Source organism: Micromonospora sp. NPDC007271 (assembly GCF_040634005.1).
Taxonomy (GTDB): Bacteria; Actinomycetota; Actinomycetes; order Mycobacteriales; family Micromonosporaceae; genus Micromonospora.
On the sequence record NZ_JBEYER010000039.1, the window covers coordinates 1 to 19,148 of the forward strand.

The following is a 19,148-nucleotide window of genomic DNA, read 5'->3' on the forward strand; positions in this document are numbered from 1 at the left end:
AGCGATCCCGCAACACGGCTGTGTCGGTCGGTACGACGGTGAGGGTCATGGCGCCCACCGTTGGTGGGACAAGCCGACCTGTTCACCGGCAGATCAACACGCGGACGAACACCGTCCAGGAGTCGGGGGCGAAGGCGAGGACCGGGCCGGTGCGATCCTTGCTGTCGCGTACGGCGACGACGCCGGGCAGGTTGTCGGCGACCTCCACGCAGTTGCCGCCGTTGTCGCCGCTGCGGGTGCTGGTGCGCCAGTTCGCGCCGGTCAGGTCAACCATGGTGAACCTCCTGCATGATCTTCCCGATCAGGTGTCGGGACTGCTCCTGGTCCAGGGCCAGCGAGTCGAGGCTGGCCCAGATGTCCTCGTACGCGGAAAGCTCTTCCTTCCGGTCGAGGTAGAGCGCGCCGGTCAGCGACTCGCTGTAGACGACCGACGGTTCCGGCTCGACGCGGTTGACGAGCGGGAAGTCGAGCACCACGAACGCGCCCGCGACGGCGCCGTAGTGCAGGCCGGCGGCCAGCGGCAGGACCCGGATCGACACGTGCGGCAGGCGGCTCACCTCCACCAGGTGCCGTAGCTGCTCCGCCATCGTCGCCGGGCCGCCGACGCCGCGCAGCAGCACCGCCTCGGAGAGCATCACGTCGAATCGCGGCGGCGGAGGCAGCCGCCGCCGCAGGAGGATCTGCCGCTGCAGCCGCACCTCGACCAGGCGCTCCCGCTCGTCCCCCGTCAGGCCCGGCCGGTGCTGGCAGACAGCGGTCGCGTATCCCCGGGTCTGCAACAGCCCGGGGACCAGCGCGTCGTCGTGCTCGCGCAGCCGGCACGCGGCGGACTCCAGGCCGACGTACAGCTCGAACCAGTCGGGGACCGTGTCGCCGTACGAGTGCCACCAGCCCTTCGCCCGCGTCTCCCCGGCCAGGGCGACCAGCGCGCCGGCCAGCTCGGGCGTCGCCGCATACAGCTCGCACATCGCCCGCACGTCGAGCCCGCGTACCGCGCACAGGCCCGTCTCGATCCGCCACACCTTCTGCCGGCTGCACTGCAACGCCTCCGCCGCGCCGTCCAACGTCATCCGCGCCTCGGTCCGCAGCTCCCGCAACGCCCGCCCGAGCTGCCTCCGCGGCACCGTCGACCCCAGATCCTCAGGCATCCGATCCCCGCCCCTCGGCTCTTCGGTCCGCTCGGCGCTGCCGGACACCGGGCGGCTTCGGGTCGTAGCGGTCCGCGCGCTCGTTCGGCGTGAGAGCCGCCCGCCGCCGCGCCGGCCGCTCGTAGACGAGCGCGCCGCCGCACCGCGAGGTCATCAACCCAGCGGGTACGCCGTCCGGCGCGCTCGGCCGCCGGTCGCGCCCCAACACGTCGCTATCCGGTACGACCTGCCCGACCAGGTCAACTGCGACCGTTCCCGGCCGCAAGAACCACTTCCACCGCTGGCCCATGCCCCTCCTCTGCCCCGACGCCGTCAGCATATCGCGCTTTCCTAGGCTTCCTAGCAAAGTTCGGGTTGCTCGTCTACCCGGCCCCGGCTGGTGGTCCTATCGGGACATGCCGTACGCCCAGCCTCTCTGGAGATCCATCCGTGATGACCTGCGGGCCAGGATCAAGGCGGGCTTGTTGAAGCCGGGCGAGAAGATCCCGACTACCCGCGAACTGATGGACCAGCACTCGACAAGCTCGGCAACCGTCCGAAGGGCGGTGGACTCCATGATCGAATCCGGCGAGTTGGTAGGCAGGCAAGGGCTGGGTGTCTTCGTGGCCGATACGTCAGAACAGGATTCATAGCACCCGGGCGACGTCCAAGCCGAACCGGGACCCGAGCAGTCAGACAAAATCGGATCGGGATGCTGGCAGTGCAGCAGGCCGTCTTCCTTGTCTGTTCGTGTGCTCCTACCGTAAGGGATTGGGGAAGCTTCGGCTGGGGGCAAGCCAGGAAGTGCAGGAGATGCTGGGCGTCTCTCGTACGCGTGCCTACCAGATCACCAACTCGGAGTCATTTCCCGATCCGGTGGCCATCCTGTCGGTCGTATGGATCTGGCGAGCCGAGGACGTGGAGCGGTGGATCAGAGATCAGGCCGAATCTCGAGAACGGTAGAGTAGCTCAGCCTTTTTACCCGCCGGCCGGTTCGATTAGCGGACTAGGTAAATCGCCGAGATCACATCCGTGCAATGCCACGCGTTTCAATCGCTGCCGTAATCCTCGCTGTCGTACGAAATACCGAACCGGTCCTCTAGGCTCTCCTCCTCTTCACGCTTATACTGCTGGCTAACCCCGGCGGCGCGGAGTTCAGCAGTGCTCGAAAGGGCTAAGCCGCACACGACGCATGTCAGTCCAGTCCCGACAAATACAATGTCACGGAAGATTGATTCGCCTTCTAGCCGCTCACCCGCGGCTCGAACATTCTTCAGCCGCACCGCCGCGCGCTCGCCGCATGCCGGGCAGTCCACAAATTCGGGCTCGTAGCCGGTCTCTCCCACAATCTTCTGCCATGCTTTGAAAGCATCGAAACTCGGCCCGGGGCCAAGACCAGGAAGCGTTTCAAACTGACCTAGAGGATCAGGGATATCAAGCCTCCGGACCGCCAGCTCGTCCGGTCGAAGAATCTCGTAGACAGTTTTGCATGACGTGATCTTGCCTTTGATGTCAAAGACAAGCCGCTTGTCTTCGGCGTCAACGAGCGCTTGCCCCTGTTCCACTAATTCATATCCGACGAGATGACCCGCCGGAAGCGACAGATGATCACAAATAACATCCAAAACCCTTATGAACCGCGGGAGCCATGTAGCAGGATCGAGTCCAACAGCAACGGAACCAGTATGCAGCTCCTTGTTGCGAATACTAATCAAGAAATTCGCGTCCTTTGACCTCTCTGGCGTGAAGCCATCGACAATACGCTGCAGGCGAGTGACAACAGTTTTGGTCGTAACAGATCTCGGCTCAGCCCCATCCGGCGAGGGAAATCCTGCGGCGTCGAGAGAAAACTCCGGTTCTGCAAGGAGAATCGGGCTTACTTTGGCAAGCGGAGCACGAAGAAGGAACTCAAGCCCGAGTAGCAGCCAGATCGCCATGACTTCGTCATCAGCCTTTGGATGCTCTTGGGCGCGCGTGAAGTAGACCTTCGCTTTACCGATCAAGCTGTCATAATCCCACATTGATGATCCCATCTGTTATGCGCGCGAGCACGCACGTTCGGCCCTTTCGGCTAATCAAGTCGAACTTGCCCTGCTCCTTGGATCGCGGGCTCCCCTGCGGTACGTCGAGGGAAGACCAAGGCGGCCCTGTGGCGCGGACCATGGCCAGGCGACGGGCTGAGTGCCGATTGGTAGTTCTCTCCGTCCACCAGCGGGTTGGTCAGGCTGATGCCGGCCGCCGCCATCCGGTCGTACTCCGCGAGGATCAGTTCCTTTGTCCGGTACGTTCCGTACTTCGCCTCATCCTTCCGCTTGACAATCGGGAACGCCTCCATGATGTAGTCCACATCATCCCGAGCGACCCCGTACAGGTGAAAGAACAATGCGTCCAATTCGGCCCGGATTACCGACCGACGCTCTTCATCCCACCGGAATGGCGCTTCGGATTCGCCGAACTCACGAGCAAAGGGAGCCATGTCAATGGCGGAATAGGTGAGCTCCAGAACACGACTTCCAATGAACCTGTTGTGCGGCTCTACATCCCTTGGCTTAAGGAAGGGCAGCTGTTCGAATTGAAAGAAGTTGAGGTTGGTTCCGCCAAGCTTTTGCCTGAGAACGTAGTCCAGAACGAGAGCGGTCGCATTGGCATATAGCAAGGCTGGGGATTCGCTAGCGGTTGGCATTATGATATTACCAGAGTCACCCAGTCCTCCTGCCGGAAAGGCGTAAGAAATGGCTGTTCGCTCGTCTGTAGCCCGGCATATTTTACGGAAGCCCAGGAACCAATTCCGCGTCCAACCCCTGCCTGACACAGCTTCTTCAATTTCTAGCTTGTCGATCCAATACCTCGGCTGGGTAACAGTCGATGGTTCCTGCTTCTCCTCAGGAGTCAGGTCACGCGTAGTGCCGTCGTCGTTGTAGGTGGCCCAGCGGTGGTCGTAGTGGTGGAGCATCTTCGCCTCATAGAGCGGGAGCATCTTGGCTGAGCCCTTAGTGAAAACGTTGCCGCTGAGGGCCCAGCCGTCGGATTCGAGCTCTTCGCGAGTATGAAAGAGATGCGAGTCGCTGGTCATGTTAAAGAGACCCTGCATGAACGACACGCCCCACGGATTGCCATTCGGGTCGCCCTCCTTGAGGAGGACCGGAATCCGACGGTAGATATCGAGGGTTATCTCGGCATCGCGGCGGGAGCGGAAGACCGGACAGGTGCCGGTGTTGGGGTTAATGAGGCTAATCTCCTCCGGCGTGAGGGTGAAGGACTTGTCGGCTTCGCCTAGCTCGGTCGGATCCTGAAGAAAGAAGGCGAACTTGGCGACCGGTTCGCGGAGGGCGCGCCCGGCTAGGGACAAAATGGCAAACTTCATGCGCGAGTCGACAGCCGGGAAAAGTCCACTCCGGTTCTCGAAGTCGTAGAGCGCTGCGATCGAGCCGGTCAGCACGAGGTCCTTGAAGAAGAACTGCGTTGTCGCGTCCGTTGCGATGCCTGTCGGGACGATCATTCCCATCCGACCGAACGGGGCCGTTAACTTGCGACCCTGCTCGGCGAATACCGGATCCGTCTTGATCCGACCACGGCCACACAGCGGGAAGACTCCGGAGTTGCTGGCGAAGTGCCGCACTCCGTCTATCTGACGCTTCGAGGTTTCATATGCCTCGTGCAGCATCGGATTCGCGGTGCGCAGCTCGTCAATCAGCCTCTTGCGCCTCGCCCCCGCCGCTTCGGCAATCTCGGACGCCCGCGCCGAGAAGAACTCCTGTTCCTTGAGTTCAAGGTGCTCCCACGGCGGGTTGCCCAGGACGCAGTCGAATCCGCCCGCCCAGCCCGTCGTCGGGTCGACACCCCCGCCGTACTCGGGGACCTCGAAGACCTCGGGGAACTCCAGGTGCCAGTGGAAGAACTGGTACTGCCCGCGCAACCGGACGATCTCGTCGTGGGTCGCCTGCGGCGCGGCTGCGGCGTCGGGGTCCTCCAGCGCGCGGAGGACACCGTGGGTGACGGCGGGCGGGGCGTCCGGCGTCTTCTTCGAGATGAACGCGGCGCACCAGGCGTCCGCGACGTGCAGGGCGCGGGCGTAGTCCGCGGAGGTCTTCCAGTTCTGGTAGGCGGACGCCTGCCTGCGAACGTCGCCGAGGCTGTGGGCGGAGGCCGCTGTGATCAGGCGCAGGCCCTGGGCGAAGACAGTGTTGGCGACCTTCGCCTCGTCGTTCAGGTCGAAGAGGCTGCTCTGTCCCTGCCGCTCCTTGGCGTTCTGCTTCTCCAGGCCCTTGGCGTACTTCTTGTCGTCGCCCTCGATAGGCTTGAACGCCGCGTCGGGGATGCCTTGCTTCAGCAGCGCGGGCGTGGCGCCGATCAGCGCGTTGCCGCACTTCACGTGCGCGTCGAGGAAGCTCAGCGGCTTGCCCGGCTCCAGGGCCTCCATCCACAGCGACACCTTGGCTAGCTCGACGGCCATCGGGTTGAGGTCGACGCCGTAGATGCAGCGGGCAACGACCTCGTGCAGGGCGTGGCGGACGGCGTCGACGGTCGGCTCGGGGTTGCGTTCGCGCACGGCGGCGATCCGCTTGGCAATCCGGCGGGCGGCGGCGACCAGGAAGTGACCGGAGCCGCAGGCCGGGTCGCAGACGGTGAGCGACAGCAGCTCGTTGACGATGACGTCGCTCGGGTCGGGCTGCCCGGCCGCGGTCGCGGCCTGCTCGGCGCGCTTGACCGCGTCGTCGATGACCGGGTCGAGCGCCGAGTCGAGCAGACACTCGATCAGCGAGGACGGCGTGTAGTAGGAGCCGGTGGTCTTGCGGGTATTGCCGGCAAGTTCGACCAGCTCGAAGGTGCGGTCCACCGCGCTGTGCTTCGGCACCAGCTCCAGCAGGGACTCGTAGATCGAGCCCAGCTCCTCGGCGTCCAAGTTGCGGTAGTCGACCGACCGCCACCGGCGGGTGCTGGCGTCCCGCACCTGCGACAGGTGCCGGACGGCCGTCAGCAGGTACTCGTTGGACAACGACAGGCCCTTCAGCGGCTCATCCGTAACCGGGTCGTGGTCGAAGAGTCCGCCGAGGCCGGGCAGGCCCAGTTCCGGGCGGCCGTTCTCGTTGCCGAGCGCGTCCAGGACGATCCGCAGCGCCTGGTAGAGGTCGTTGTGCGTGGTGCCTCGGCGGCGGCGTGCCTGCGTCCGTAGGCGGGCGGACGAGAGGTAGGCGGCGTACCGTTCGCGGGCCTTCTGGTCGGCGTCGGGGTGGTGCAGCGCGTCGCGGTCCTCGGCGACGAAAAGGAAGAGCAGCCGGTAGACGAGGCGCAGCAGGGCGTTGTGCAGGGCCTGCGGGTCGACGTTCTCCCGCAGCGCGCCGTTGTCGGGGTGGCGCAGGAAGCCGGTGCCGAGCGCGGTGATCGCGTCCTGCACACCCTTGCGGAGCTGGTCGAGTGCGCGGGTGCCGGCGGCGATCGCCTCGGTGCGCCACTTCTCCAGCCAGCAGGTCGACGGGGCCGCCTCCTCCCCCACCTCGAAGCGGGAGACGTGCAGGAGCCGGTACAGCAGGACGAACTCGCTGAAAAGCTCGCCGTCGAAGATCGCCTCCAGGTCGAACTCGACGTACGAGGCGGTGGCGAGGGCGTTGGAGTCGCGCAGCAGCCGGAGCTGCCGGCCGTTGGTGAGGACGCCCCACAGGTGCGCCTCCGAGCGGTTCAGGCACTCCTGCACCAGCGACTGCGGCGGCACGCCGCCGCCGGCCGGGCGCTTGTCCAGCGTGGCGTTCCAGGCGGCCAGGTGCACCGGGACGTGGTTCCAGCGGTGGCTGATCGGAAAGGTCTTGCCGCCGTCGTCCGAGGTGATGCCGGTTGCCCCGAGCGTGGTCAGCCGGCCGAACCCGAGCTCGGTGAAGAGCGGTTCGAGCCACTGGGTGACGGCCAGGCCGGTCGGGTCGGCGGGGGTGTCGGCCTCCGGGGCGGCGGGGAGTTTGTCGCGCAGGTCCTTCCACACCGCCTTGAGGTAGTCCCAGTGGCGTTCGGCGTCGTCGCGGACCGAGCGGGCGCCGACCACCCGGTAGTCGGCGGGCTTGCAGCCGCTGACGTCCCGGCCCTCGGCGATGCGGACCAGCATGTCGGCGGGGAGCAACCCGCCGATGGTGTGGACGGCGGTGAAGACCTGGTTGCGGGCGGTGGCGGACATCAGGCGGTGCCTCCGGCGGCGGTGGGGGTGGCGGCGGCGGGAAGGGGCAGGTAGACGTACGCGCCGAGGACGTCGGCGCGGTCCTGGACGGTGACGGTGAGGCCCCGGACGATCTCGCCGGAGGCGCTACGCACCCGGCGGTGGGAGGTGAGCAGATCGGCAGCCAGCTCCTCCCCGTACGCCCGGAGGTGGTCGTCGACGGCGGGCAGGTCGTCGAGGACGCGCTCCATCGTGCGTTCGCCGAAGCCGGGGTCAGTGTTGGCGTCGGCGGTGGCGTCGAGCAGCGCCAGTGCGTCCTCGGCGGCCAGCCAGCGGGCGTTGCCGGGCGCGCCCTGGAAGGCAAGCAGCCGGGCGTCCTCGGCGACGAGCTGCCGCATCCCGGTGCGGGACGGCAGGGTGAGGTGGAAGCGGTAGCGGACGACGAGCAGGGTGGTGCGGGTGGCGACGGCCCGGGTGCGGATGACGCCGCAGCGGCGGGCCGGGCGCGGGCCGGGGGCCTGCTCGTCGAGGGCGGCGTTGAGGACGTACCCGGCGAGCGCCACCACCGCCGGGTCGGTGCGGACCAGGGCGGCCTCGCGGCGGTCGACGGCCGCTGTCGCCCGGAACGGTACGGGACGGCCGGTCTCGACGGCGTCGCCGCCGAGGACGGGGGCGAGGGCGTCGCGCAAGCCGGCGGGCGTGCCACTCAGCTCGGCGGTGAAGTCGCCGGGCCGGGCCGGGTCATCGCGCAGGACGCCGTCGAGGGCGCGCAGCGACTGGCGTACGAAGGAACGGATCTCCTGCGCGCGGCCGAGCGTGTCGCGGACGGCGGCTACCTCGCGGGCCACCTCCTCCGGGCGGATCGAGTGCTGGGCGAACCGGGATCGGGACGTCTTCTCCCGCTCGGCGGCGGACTGCCAGTCGGCGGCCAGGGCGGCGGCCTTCTTGTCGATGGCGCGGTACTCGTCGACGTCGAAAAGGCTGGCCTGCTCGCCGTCCCGGCCGCGCACCAGCAGCCACTCGACGATCGCGTCGGTCACCCCCGAGGAGGCGGCGTCGGGCACGGAAACGGAGATGCCGAGGTCCTTGCGGATCTGGCGGTGCTTGCGGATGAGGACGTCGAGGACCTTGCCGTCGATGCCGTTGTCGCTGCCGTAGAGGGTGATGACCCGTACGACGTTGCGCTTCTGGCCGTACCGGTCGACGCGGCCCTCCCGCTGGTCATGGCGGGTGGGGTTCCAGGCGAGGTCGTAGTGGACGACGGCGTCGAAGTGGTGCTGGAGGTTCACGCCCTCGGAGAGGCAGTCCGTCGCGACGAGGACGCGCCGGGCGGCGGGGTCGTCGCCGGCGTCGCGGGCCAGTTCCTCGATGCGTTCGATGCGCTGCTGCGGCGAGAGGGTGCCGGTCACGGCGCGGACGATCGTCTTCTTGCCGAGCTTGCCGTCGAGGTGTTCGGCGACGTACTCGGCGGTGGGGATGTAGCGGCAGAAGACGATCGGGTGGTAGCCGCCCTTGAGCAGCGCCTTGAGGTGGGTGACGAGGGCGGCGAGCTTCTTGTCCTCGGTCGGGCCCTCCAGCGCGGCGGCCCGGTCGGCCAGCTCGGCCAGCCGCGCCCCGGCGTGCTCGACCTCGGCGGCCTCCGCGCCGGGGGCGGCGTCGAGGCCTTCGAGGGCATCGGAGTCGGAGAAGTCGCTGGTCAGCGGCGCGCCGAGCCGGTCGGCCTCCTCGGCGGTGGCGGCCGCCGCGGTCGCCGAACGGGTGCGCAGGGTCTGGGCGGCGGCGCGCGGCGAGGAGACCAGGGAGCGCAGCAGGGCGATCGCCGACCACCAGGCGATGCGGGCCTCCCGCCGGCCGCGGCGGTCCGCGGCGGTCACCCGCTCGCTGGCATACGCGATGGCGTCGTCGAGCAGCGCCCGGTACGCCGGGGAGAGCTTGTACGTCTCGTCCTTGAAGTGCCGGTCGGCGGGGAACGCTGTCTCCTCGGCGAGGCTGTCGTCGGCTAGCCCGTCCTCGCGGGTGAGATATTGGCGGACGTCGGCGCGCTTGCGGTGCACGAAGTACTGGGCGAGCGCCCGGCGGCCGGCGTCCGAGGCGAGGTCGACGGTGGCCAGCTCCGGCTTGAGGAGGCCGAGCAGGTTGCGGAAGGCGTTCTCCTTGCCGCTGTGGGGGGTCGCCGTGACCAGCAGCAGGTGCCGCTCGGCGTCGGCGGCAACGCGCTGGAGCAACTCGAAGCGGAGCTGGTTCTGGGTGGAGGTGGTGTCGTCGGCGGCCACGCAGGTGTGCGCCTCGTCGACGATGACCAGGTCGGGGCAGTGCCGGACGAAGTCGTCGCGGTGCCGGGTCGACTTGATGAAGTCGGTGGAGACGATGACGTACGGGTGCCGGTCGAACAGGGACTGCCCGAGGTCCAGGCCCCGTTCCAGGCGGGAGACGGTGGAGGCGAGGACCAGTTCGGCGTCGAGGCCGAACTTGGTGCGCAGCTCCTCCTGCCACTGCTCGGCCAGCGCGGGCGAGCAGAGCACGGCCAGGCCGCGGGCGCTGCCCTGGGCAAGCAGTTCGCTGGCGATGAGGCCGGCCTCGACGGTCTTGCCGATGCCGACGTCGTCGGAGATGAGCATGCGGACGGTCTGCTGGCGCAGCGCCATCATCAGCGGCACGAGCTGGTACGCGCGCGGCTCGACGGCGATCCCGGCGAGCGAGCGGAACGGGCCGGCACCGGAGCGGAAGCTAATCCGCAGCGCGGACCGGAGCAGACCGGCGGCCTGGGCGTCGCCGAGGTCGGCGGGCGACGGGTGTGCGAATTCGGCGCTCTTGACGGTCTCGAAGGCGGGGAAGACGGCCGCGATGTCGTCGTCCGCGCCGCCGAGGGGGCGGAGCACGAGCATGTCGGGGGCGCTCTCGGGCAGTACGACCCAGTCGCGGCCTCGGGCGGAGACCAGCGTGCCGGCGCTGAAGGGGGTGGTCATGAGGGGGTCCTCGCGCGTCGTGGTGTTCGGTTGTGTGTGCTGGTGCTGTTGGGGTCAGCGGGTGGCGCTGGTGCCGAAGCAGTCCTGGTGCTTCGCGACGATGGCCGCCCAGTCGGCGTCGTGCGGGAAGCGGATGACTTCCCAGCCCGCGTCGTGCAGCCGTTCCTCGGCGTCGCGGTCGCGCTGGGCGACCGTCTCGTGGTCGTGCACGGGGCCGTCCACGAAGACAGCGACCGGGACGCCGGGCAGCCGGTAGACGTAGTCGGGTTGGGCCAGCGCCTCGGTGACAAGGGTTTGCGCCTCGTCGGGCAGGCGCAGGCCGCGCTCCTTGAGCCAGGTGATGAGTTTCTTCTCCAGCGCGGTGTCCGACTGCTCGCTCAGCCGCTGGAGCTGCTCCGTGCGGGACTCGCCCTGGCCGGTGGGGGCGGCCGTGGCGGCGGCGAAGCGCAGCAGCAGGTCGCGCACCAGGTGCCGGTCGATGAACCGGTGGTTGAGCTGGTTGCCGTAGGTGAGCAGGCAGTCGTAGCAGCCCATGGCGCAGCGCCGGTCCTTGTCGTCGCTGTCCGGGCCGCCGAGGTCGGTGCCGTCGGGCGTGAAGTGGCAGATCGCGAGGGCCTCGGCGGCGGCCCGGGCGAGGGCGCGCGGATCGGACTGCATCAGACGCAGCACGCCAGCCCCGCCCTCGGCCGCCTCGGTGAAGAGCATCCGGCTGCGCGGACCCTGCGCCGGCGGCAGGAGCTCGGTGGTCAGCTCCGAGTCCTCCAGCTCGAACGCTGCCTCGATGCCGCGTTCCAGGGCGTACATCAGCGACAGCGCGACCGGTTCGTCCAGCGGCTCGTCGAGCTTGAGGACGAGGATGTTGCGCCGGTCCTCCACGTACGGGATGACGCGCTTCTTGCGGCGCTTCTCGTTGCCGTCGGCGTCGACGACCGGCATCTCGCTGGAGTCGCCGGCCGCCTCGCCGGCGTCGCGCTCGTTCATCCAGCGCCCGTCGGCCGGGTCGAGCCAGAAGCCGTCCGGCTCGTCGGGCTTCGCCCGGACCCGCCCGACGTTGCTGATGCGCACGGTCGCCGAGTCGCCGTACGACAGGGTGGCCAGCCCGCCGGTGTCGTCGGCGACGATGGCGTCGCGGCGGCCGGGCCGGGCGCCGTGGTCATGGAACCGGTACGAGGTGACCAGCCGGAACCCGGCGCGGCGCCGCTCCTCCTCGTCGGAGGAGATGCGCTCTCGGCGCCGGGTGTAGACGGTGTGCAGGTGCAGCAGCCCGGTGGTCTCCTCCCCCAGTGGCACGTCGCACATCTGACAGCGGTCGGCCTTGTGCCGGGCGTCATGGTGGTAGCCGCACTGGGCGCACCGGCGCGCCGCGCTGGTGGTGACGTCGCCTGCCGCGTCCGGCGGCAGCTGGATCCGGGTGACCTGGTAGCGCGCGCCCTCGTGGTAGATGAGCGCGCCGGGGCCGAATTCCCGGATGGCGAGGAACCGCGGGCGCTGGAGGTAGTCGCCGTCGCCGAACCTGCGCCCGGTCGTCGGCACGTACGCGGCCAGCGGCAGCCGGGGGAAGGAGTAGCCGGGCAGGAAGCCCTCGCTGGCCAGGTAGCGGTACGGGTTGAAGTCCGACAGCACCGACTTGCTGTCGACGCTCTCGTTCTTGAGCAGGTTGAGCTGGGTCTCGGCCTCCTTGCGGCGGCCCACGGCGATGTTGCGGTCCCGTTCGGACAGGGTGTGGTCGAGCACGCGCCGGTTCTGCTCGGCCTGGTCGACCAGCGCCGCTCGGAACAGGTCCCGCCACCGGTCGAAGGCCCGGTCGAAGCGGTCGGGTGTGGTCCGGACGGTGTCCTCGATCCACCGGTCGTCCCACCAGCTCGACTGCGCGTACTCGGGCAGCAGCCCGGCGAACACCCGGCGGGCGGCTCGGGCCGTTCTTTCCCGCGAGTCGCCGTCGTGCAGCGCGGCGGTGATGTGGTCGTGCAGCGGCAGGGCCGGGTTCGGCAGGCGGGAGTCCTCCGGGTAGCTGATGTCGATGGTCTCCGGAATGGTGCGGCCCAGCTTGATGCCGGATTCCGCCAGCCAGATCGCCTGCACGTGCGAGCGCACCAGGTCCTCGTTGGCCAGGTCGAGGCGCGGCGCGGCGACCGCGCCGGCGACCATCCGCTCTGAGCGGCGGAAGTAGTACTGGTCGTGGCTGTTGCCGGTGGCGCAGTAGGTCGTCACCAGCGCCGGCTGCCCCGAGCGCCCCGCCCGGCCGCTACGCTGCGCGTAGTTGGCCGGGGTGGGCGGGACGTTGCGCATCATCACGGCGTTGAGCTCCGAGATGTCGACGCCCAGTTCCATGGTGGGCGAGCAGTAGAGCAGCCGCAGCTCCGCCTTGCGGAACGCCTCCTCGCGCCGCTCGCGTTCGGCCGGGTCGACCTGGGCGGTGTGCTCGCGGGCGGTGAGCCCGGCCAGGGTGCCGGCGGCGCTGCGGTAGAGGTCCCGGAAGAAGGTGTTCACCCGGGGGCCGTCGCCGCTGGCGTACGTGCGGGTCAGCGGGTCGTGGGTGCCGGTCTCGCCCCGGCCGGCCCGCCAGACCAGCGCGGCGGCGGACACCCGGTAGCCGGTGAGCGGTGCCCCGGCGACCCGCCGGAAGCGCCCCGGGCGCTGCGGCGCCTCGGCGACCTCGGTGACCTGGCCGCCGTCGCTGAGCACCTTGAGCAGTTCCACGATCATCCGCTGGGCGTCGTCGAACGTCAGGGCGGTGCCGAAGTGCGCCCGCCGCAGGTACTTGCCGAACTTGCCGCGCCCGGACAGGAACAGCCCGGAGCGGTCCAGCCCCGGCTTCGACCCCTGCGGGTACGCGGTGCCGACCTTCGGTCGGTCGCTGGCAGACAGCACCCACGGGTCGATCAGCCGCTCTTCGCTGGCCCGTTGCAGGGAGTCGAAGTCGTCGCGGAAGTACTGCACGTCGATGGCGAGCGAGCGGCGCATCTCGTTGAGCAGCACCCGCATGATCTCGGCCCGCTGGTCAGGCTCGGCGTCACGCAGCCGATTGTCGGTCCCGCTCCACCGGTCCTGGTCGCGGGCGATCCAGTTGAGGTCGGGGTAGTCGATCATGAGCAGCCCGGTCTGCTCCAGGTTGGGCATGGTGATCCGCCAACCGCGTTCCAGATCCAGATAGAGGCGGTATGCGACGACGTCCCGCAGCGTCTTGCTGGCGTTCCTCATCATCAGCGGCGGCAGGTTGTCGCCGCGCGCGTAGTCGCCGGGCCGCAGCTTGAGCGCCGCCGTCACCTGGGCGGCCAGTTCCTCGTGGGTGATGCCGTCCTCGCCGGCCTCGACGGCCGCCTGGTAGAGCGCGCCGCGTAGCTGGGTGATCTGCACGAAGTCGTTGAAGTGCCCGGCCTGGAGCGAGGCGTCCTGCCGGTTGTCGACGAACGTCAGCAGCTTGCGGGCTTTCTCGTCCAGCGCCTCGGCGGGCGCGCTGAGCAGCGACTGCACAATCGACGCGGAGACCAGCGAGGTCGCCGAGGACCGGCCCTCCTGGTCAAGGGTGGCCAGCTTCGCGAAGTCCTTGCCCCGAATCTGCTCGTAGCTGACGCCGCAGTGCAGGCAGAACAGGAACGGCGAGGGGACGAACGCGACGGCCAACTCGCCGCGGCCCTCGCGGCCCTGAGGGTCGACGGTGACGGCGGTCGGCAGCCGGTCCCGGTAGGAGCTACGCACCGTCTCCTGGCCGCTGTCGTCGGACTCCAGCCACGACTCCGGCAGGCGGCGCTCCTCGATCGCCCGTTCCACCGTCGTCGGCCATGGCCGGGCGGTGTCGATGTAAAGGTAGCCGTCGCCGGCACGTCCTCCGGTGGCGATGGTGTCCCGGCGCGGCTCGTAGACGACGGCGCCGTCCCGCTCGCTGCGGAAGACCGTCAGGTATTCCTGGCCGCACTCGCGGCAGAACGCGACGGGCAGCAGGATCTTGCGCTCCGGGCCGGGCAGCACGAGCTGGTAGTCGCGGGTGTGGTGGCGGGTGAGGGGGTCCTCCAGCGTCACGTAGACCGTGTCGCCCTTGGAGAGGAACTGGTGCAGCCGGAAGGCGAACAAGGGCCGCTCGGTGACCGGGTGCCGTGCCTCCGAGCCGGCCTTGAGGGTGTCCCGGATGGCCTTGACGCACACGAACTCGGTGAGCCCCGTGGCCTCGGCCAGCTCGGCGGCGGCGCGCTCGATCTTTGCGGGCCGCTGCCGGACGAGGCGCCCGGTAGGGTCCTCGGCGAGGCCGAATCGGGTCTCGATCCACCGGGCCAGCGGGTCGTTCACCAGGTCGTCATACGCGCGCGGCGCGCCGGGCGCACGCAACCGCTCGACGGGTACGGCATCCGGGGCCGGCGCGGTGGCCCGGACCAGGGTCTCGCCGATGACGTTCTCGGGCGTGACCTCGGTGCCGAACAGGGTGCTGGCCACCCGCGCGACGACGGCGCGCTGGTCGTCAATCGTGCCTTCACTAGAGATGGTGGCGGACGTGCCGATGCACTGGAGCTGCTCCGCCTGGCAGGCTTCGCGCACCCGGCGGATCAGCAGCGCCACGTCGGCGCCCTGCCGGCCCCGGTAGGTGTGCAGCTCGTCGAAGACGAGGAACTCCAGCCCCTTGGCCATCCTGACCAGCGACCGCCGGTCGTCCGGGCGGGTGAGCATCAGTTCCAGCATCACGTAGTTGGTGAGCAGGATGTCCGGCGGGCTGTCTCGGATCTCCTTGCGCCGCTCGTCGCTCTCCTGGCCGGTGTACCGGGCGTAGGTGACCGGCTCGCGGCCCGGCCCGTAGCCGTCCTGAAGGTACTTGTCTAGCTCCTTGAGCTGGCTGTTGGCCAGCGCGTTCATCGGGTAGACGATGATCGCCCGGACCCGCTTGGTCGCCTTGGGCCCCTCCTGCTGGCGGGCCTTGAGCACCCGGTCGACGATCGGCACGATGTACGACAGCGACTTGCCGGAGCCGGTGCCGGTGGTCAGCACATAGGACGTGCCGGACTGCGCCTTCTCGATCGCCTCCCGCTGGTGCTGGTGCAGCGTCAGCGGGCGACCGTCGCAGGACCTGCCGCCCTCGGTCTTTCGCGCCTGGAAGATCCGGGCGCACTCCTCGTGCAGCAGGCCCTGGCTGACGAGCTCGAGGACAGAGCCGCCCGAGGCGAAGAACGGGTTGAGCGAGACCCACGGGTCGGGCCACTGCGACTTGGCGTCCAGATCGTCCTCGACGAACGCGGCGATCCGGTCGTCCCGAATGATCGTGCCGCCCTCGGTGAACGCCCGATAGTCCCTGATGAGCTGCGCGTGCACGCCGAAGACGTCCATCCCCGCGAGAGCCGACTCCGCCGACGCGCCGCCGGCGGGTCGGGCGGGCGTCGCCGGGACGCTGGCGACGCCACCCGTGTCCGCCACGTACCGCACGGGGTCGAACGCCTCCCACCCCGAGACCTTGTCGGCACCCTTGGCGTGGGGCAGGAGGGCGTCACGGACCTCGACGGCGTCGGCCGGGCGGTCGGCCGGGTCCTTGGCGAGCAGGCGTTCGATCAACCGCGCCACGTCGCCCGGTACGTCCGAACGCAGCAGCCGGATCGACGGGACGGGCTCTTCGCGGTGCTTCTGGCCCAGCTCGTGGGCGGACTCGCTGAGGAACGGCGGCACACCGGTGAGCAGCTCGAACAGCACGCAGCCCAGCGCGTACAGGTCGGCCGCCTGGGTCACCGCCGCGGCGAGGAACTGCTCCGGGGCCATGTAGCGGGCGGTGCCGACCGTGACGCCGGTGCTCGTCACCCTGCCGGCGTCGCTGTCGTCGACTATCCGGCCCATGCCGAAGTCGAGGACCTTGATGGCCCCGGTGCGAAGCAGCATCACGTTGGACGGCTTCAGGTCCCGGTGGACAATCTTCGCGGCGTGCGCGGCCGAGAGGCCGGCGGCGATCTGCGCCCCGATGGCGGCGGCCCAGGAGATGGGCAGCTGCGGGTGCTCGGAGACCAGATCCCGCAGGGTCTCGCCGTCGAGGAGCTCCATCGCGATGTAGGGCAGCTCGTCGACGTCGGCAGCGCCGGCGATGATGCGCGGAAGGTTGGGGTGATCGAGCTGGCCCATGATGCGCATCTCGCGCTCGAACCGCTGCCTCGCCTTGCTGTCGGCGGAGGTGTCGATGATGGCACCGGACCGGCTGCGCAGGATCAGCTTGAGCGCGACGACCCGGTCGGCCGAGCCGTCCGGCACGGACATGTCCTCGGCACGATGGACCTCGCCCATGTTGCCCTTACCGATGGCACTCTGCAGGCGGAACCTACCCGCCACCCAATCGTTTGTCCCCGTCACCCTCAACGCCCCTCGCTCGCTACCCGGTCCGCGAAACGTCAATCAGCAACCGATACCGGCCACCCACTCGGGCGGCACGGTCCCGTGCACTGGACCCGCTCTGTACCCCACTTTCTGAGCGCTCCTCGCGATCCCGTCCGTGGAGTATGGCCCGTCAGATGCCGGGCTGCAGTCGTCCGGTTGGAGGAATTGATCAACCGGAACGTCAGTCGCTCGGCAGGGAAAGCCGGGAGCTCAGTCCACGTGCGAGTCACCCCTGGACTACGTCCCAAGGACGGAGAAACCCAGCATCCCTGTCGGCGCAATAGGCACGGACCAGGGGTTCTCCTGCCAAAACGGCAACGATCCGGCTTTAGGGTGCAGGCAGAAGCCGCGTACTCAGCTGCTCTTTGGACTCACTACGCCGCGGGCCAGCCCGTCGGCTGCCAGTTGGACGAGCTCCGCCGCGAGCGCTGCGGTCTGTCGGATAGCCGACTCAAACCTGTCCAGCCGCCGAAACGCCTCACCGTGCGCCCGCTGCTCGTCGAGCGAGAGCCGCCGCACCTGCGCGCGCCGGATGTCGAAGCGCAGCGTCCCGGACAGGCTCGACGCCTGCTTCTCGTTCGCCGACGTCCGCAGCTGCCCGGCGAGGAACCATGAGTCCAGCGCCGCTGGGTTGGGCCGCAGCAGATAGAGGTTGCGCCCGAGCAGCACCCCCTCGGTCGTCACCACCCGGGCGGTGAGCTGCCGGGCGATCATCGGCACCACCACGTCCCCGACCGCGAGCCGAATCTCCTGCCCGAGCCGGCCGTCGTCCCGGCTGGATGGTGCCTCGCCGCTCAGCACGTCCTGCACGGTCAGTACCGGCGGCCCGCCCGCTGACGACTCGCCGCCCTCGGCTGACCCGGCGCGGATCGGGCCGATCAGTTGCAGCGCGCCGGCCCGGGCCAGCTCACCCACCGACAGGAACGCCCCGTCCGGCCCCTCGGGCGCGGGCGCGACCTGCGGCATCAGCGCCGGCAGATCAGCGACGATGGCGGCCAGCCGCTCTCTGGTGCGTACCAGATGCTCTCCGGTCGCCTTCCCCTCGACGGCGGGTTGGCGGCGCGCGGGGGTGAGGTCGACCTCCTCGTCGAGTAGCTCGATCACCGGGACCGCGCGGGCGAAGCCGGCCTCCTCGATTTCGCCGTCAGGGGTGGCGGTGAAGTCTCGCCAGACCGCGAGGACGCGCGTATAGGTCTCGGCGAGGTCGCCGCCGGCGGCGTCGACCAGCAGCGCCCGCGCCGGTGGCGGCGCGTCGGCCGCGGACCGGCGCAGCACCCACAGGTGCAGCGGTACGCCGTGCGGCGCGGCTGCCCCGGGTGGGAGCGCGATGACCGCGCGCAGGGCTCCGCGGCGCAGCAGCTCGGCGCGGATGCGTCGGCCGGCGCGGCGGCTGGCCACGGTGGGCGGCATCAGCAGTACGGCGTGCCCGCCGATCCGCAGGTGGGCCAGGGCGTGCTGGGCCCAGGCGAGTTCCGGCTCGGTACGGGGGGTGGTGCCGACGATCCAGCGTGGGTCCTGCCCGAGTTCGTCGTCGCCCCAATTCGTGGCGCCGAACGGTGGGTGGCAGACGACGGCGTCGAAGGTGCGGCCGGGGAACGCGTCGGCGCGCAGCGAGTCGCCGGTGCTGACCTCCCCCTGCACCTCGCGTAGGGCGAGCCACAGCCCGGCGAGTCGGGCGAGGTCCTCGTCGAGCTCCTGCCCGTACGCCGAGGTGCAGCCGGCGCGGACGGCGGCCCGCAGGATTGCGCCGGAGCCGGTGGCCGGGTCGAGGACGGAGCCGCCGCCGACGCCGGCGATCCCGACCATGAGGTCGGCGAGGTCGTCGGGGGTGGCGAACGGGCGGCCCGGGCCGGGTGCGGAGAAGCGTTGCCACAGCTCGTCGAAGGCGCCCTGCGGGCCGAGTTCGTCGACGAGCGCGTCGATGTCGGGCAGTAGCGGTTTCAGGTGCGGGTCGGCTGGTCGGCGGGGGCGTTGGCCGCGTTGCCGGGCCAGCAGCAGTGCGCCGACGACGGCGAGGCCGGCGGCCGGGGATTCGCTGGCCGCGGCGAGGCGGCGCCACAGCCGCTCGGCGGTGGCCAGCTCGGGGAGCTTGCCCTGGGCACGGAGCCACTGCTCGACCTGGGTCAGGTCGAACTCCGGGCTGACCGCGGTGCCGCCCACCGGGGCGGGGAAGTCGACGTGTCGCTTGCGCCAGTTGCTGACCGCGGCGCGACCGACCCCGGCAAGCCGGGCGATCTCCGCCGCCGTGATGGTCGGTGTCTCCTGCACCTTCGCAGTGTGTCACACCTGTCAAGCATGATGTTTGTTGACGGCGCTGTCGGACGGCGTTCTCATTGATGCCAGCCAGCGCAGATGCCGCAACGGCGCGCCTTCGCCGCATCGGGCAACCAACGTGCGGCCCGATCCGCTACCTATGACTTGAAAGGAACGCCATGAAATCGCGGCGTGTTCGCCTGACGTCCGGCGGACTGACGTGGGACCTACGCCCTACCCGCAGTCCGCTGGGCAACCCGGCCGCGCGTAGGCCGCTGCCCACCAATGAGGGCGAGATCCGCTCTCGCCTGGACGCCGACCTGACGA

At 69.4% G+C, this 19,148-nt stretch carries 9 protein-coding genes; 2 read left to right on the top strand and 7 right to left on the bottom strand.

The features are described from left to right. Positions 1 to 82: 82 nt before the first annotated feature. Both ABZ570_RS16135 and ABZ570_RS16140 read right to left on the bottom strand, forming a co-directional pair. Positions 83 to 274, bottom strand: a complete 192-nt coding sequence (locus ABZ570_RS16135) for a DUF397 domain-containing protein (RefSeq protein ID WP_358063213.1) — start codon at positions 272 to 274, stop codon at positions 83 to 85. Then, on the bottom strand, positions 267 to 1,148 hold the full coding sequence (locus tag ABZ570_RS16140; protein WP_358063217.1) for a helix-turn-helix transcriptional regulator: 882 nt from the start codon (positions 1,146 to 1,148) through the stop codon (positions 267 to 269). The genes ABZ570_RS16135 and ABZ570_RS16140 overlap by 8 nt, the downstream gene beginning before the upstream one ends. A 395-nt stretch (positions 1,149 to 1,543) precedes the next feature. Between ABZ570_RS16140 and ABZ570_RS16145 the strand changes: the two genes are divergently transcribed. Together ABZ570_RS16145 and ABZ570_RS16150 are read left to right on the top strand one after the other, a co-directional pair. Beyond that, positions 1,544 to 1,780 carry a GntR family transcriptional regulator gene (locus tag ABZ570_RS16145; protein WP_358063220.1) on the top strand — a complete coding sequence of 79 codons (237 nt, stop codon included), beginning with the start codon at positions 1,544 to 1,546 and terminating at the stop codon, positions 1,778 to 1,780. A 151-nt stretch (positions 1,781 to 1,931) separates the two neighbouring features. Next, positions 1,932 to 2,090: an AlpA family phage regulatory protein gene (locus ABZ570_RS16150; protein ID WP_358063348.1), complete on the top strand. Its 159-nt coding sequence runs from the start codon at positions 1,932 to 1,934 to the stop codon at positions 2,088 to 2,090. An 86-nt stretch (positions 2,091 to 2,176) separates the two neighbouring features. Here the strand turns inward: ABZ570_RS16150 and ABZ570_RS16155 are convergent, their stop codons facing one another. The 5 genes from ABZ570_RS16155 to ABZ570_RS16175 all read right to left on the bottom strand — a co-directional run bounded on the left by ABZ570_RS16155 (position 2,177) and on the right by ABZ570_RS16175 (position 18,836). Beyond that, the gene (locus tag ABZ570_RS16155; RefSeq protein WP_358063223.1) at positions 2,177 to 3,148 is read right to left on the bottom strand and encodes a hypothetical protein; all 972 of its coding nucleotides are present in this window, start codon (positions 3,146 to 3,148) and stop codon (positions 2,177 to 2,179) included. 50 nt (positions 3,149 to 3,198) lie between these two features. After that, complete coding sequence (locus ABZ570_RS16160; protein ID WP_358063226.1) at positions 3,199 to 7,287, bottom strand: DNA methyltransferase; 4,089 nt, start codon at positions 7,285 to 7,287, stop codon at positions 3,199 to 3,201. Next, the gene (locus tag ABZ570_RS16165; RefSeq protein WP_358063229.1) at positions 7,287 to 10,232 is read right to left on the bottom strand and encodes a DEAD/DEAH box helicase; all 2,946 of its coding nucleotides are present in this window, start codon (positions 10,230 to 10,232) and stop codon (positions 7,287 to 7,289) included. The genes ABZ570_RS16160 and ABZ570_RS16165 overlap by 1 nt, the downstream gene beginning before the upstream one ends. 54 nt (positions 10,233 to 10,286) lie before the next feature. Continuing rightward, positions 10,287 to 16,523 carry a protein kinase gene (locus tag ABZ570_RS16170; RefSeq protein ID WP_358063232.1) on the bottom strand — a complete coding sequence of 2,079 codons (6,237 nt, stop codon included), beginning with the start codon at positions 16,521 to 16,523 and terminating at the stop codon, positions 10,287 to 10,289. A 399-nt stretch (positions 16,524 to 16,922) separates the two neighbouring features. Then, positions 16,923 to 18,836: an N-6 DNA methylase gene (locus ABZ570_RS16175; protein WP_358063235.1), complete on the bottom strand. Its 1,914-nt coding sequence runs from the start codon at positions 18,834 to 18,836 to the stop codon at positions 16,923 to 16,925. Positions 18,837 to 19,148 lie beyond the last annotated feature (312 nt).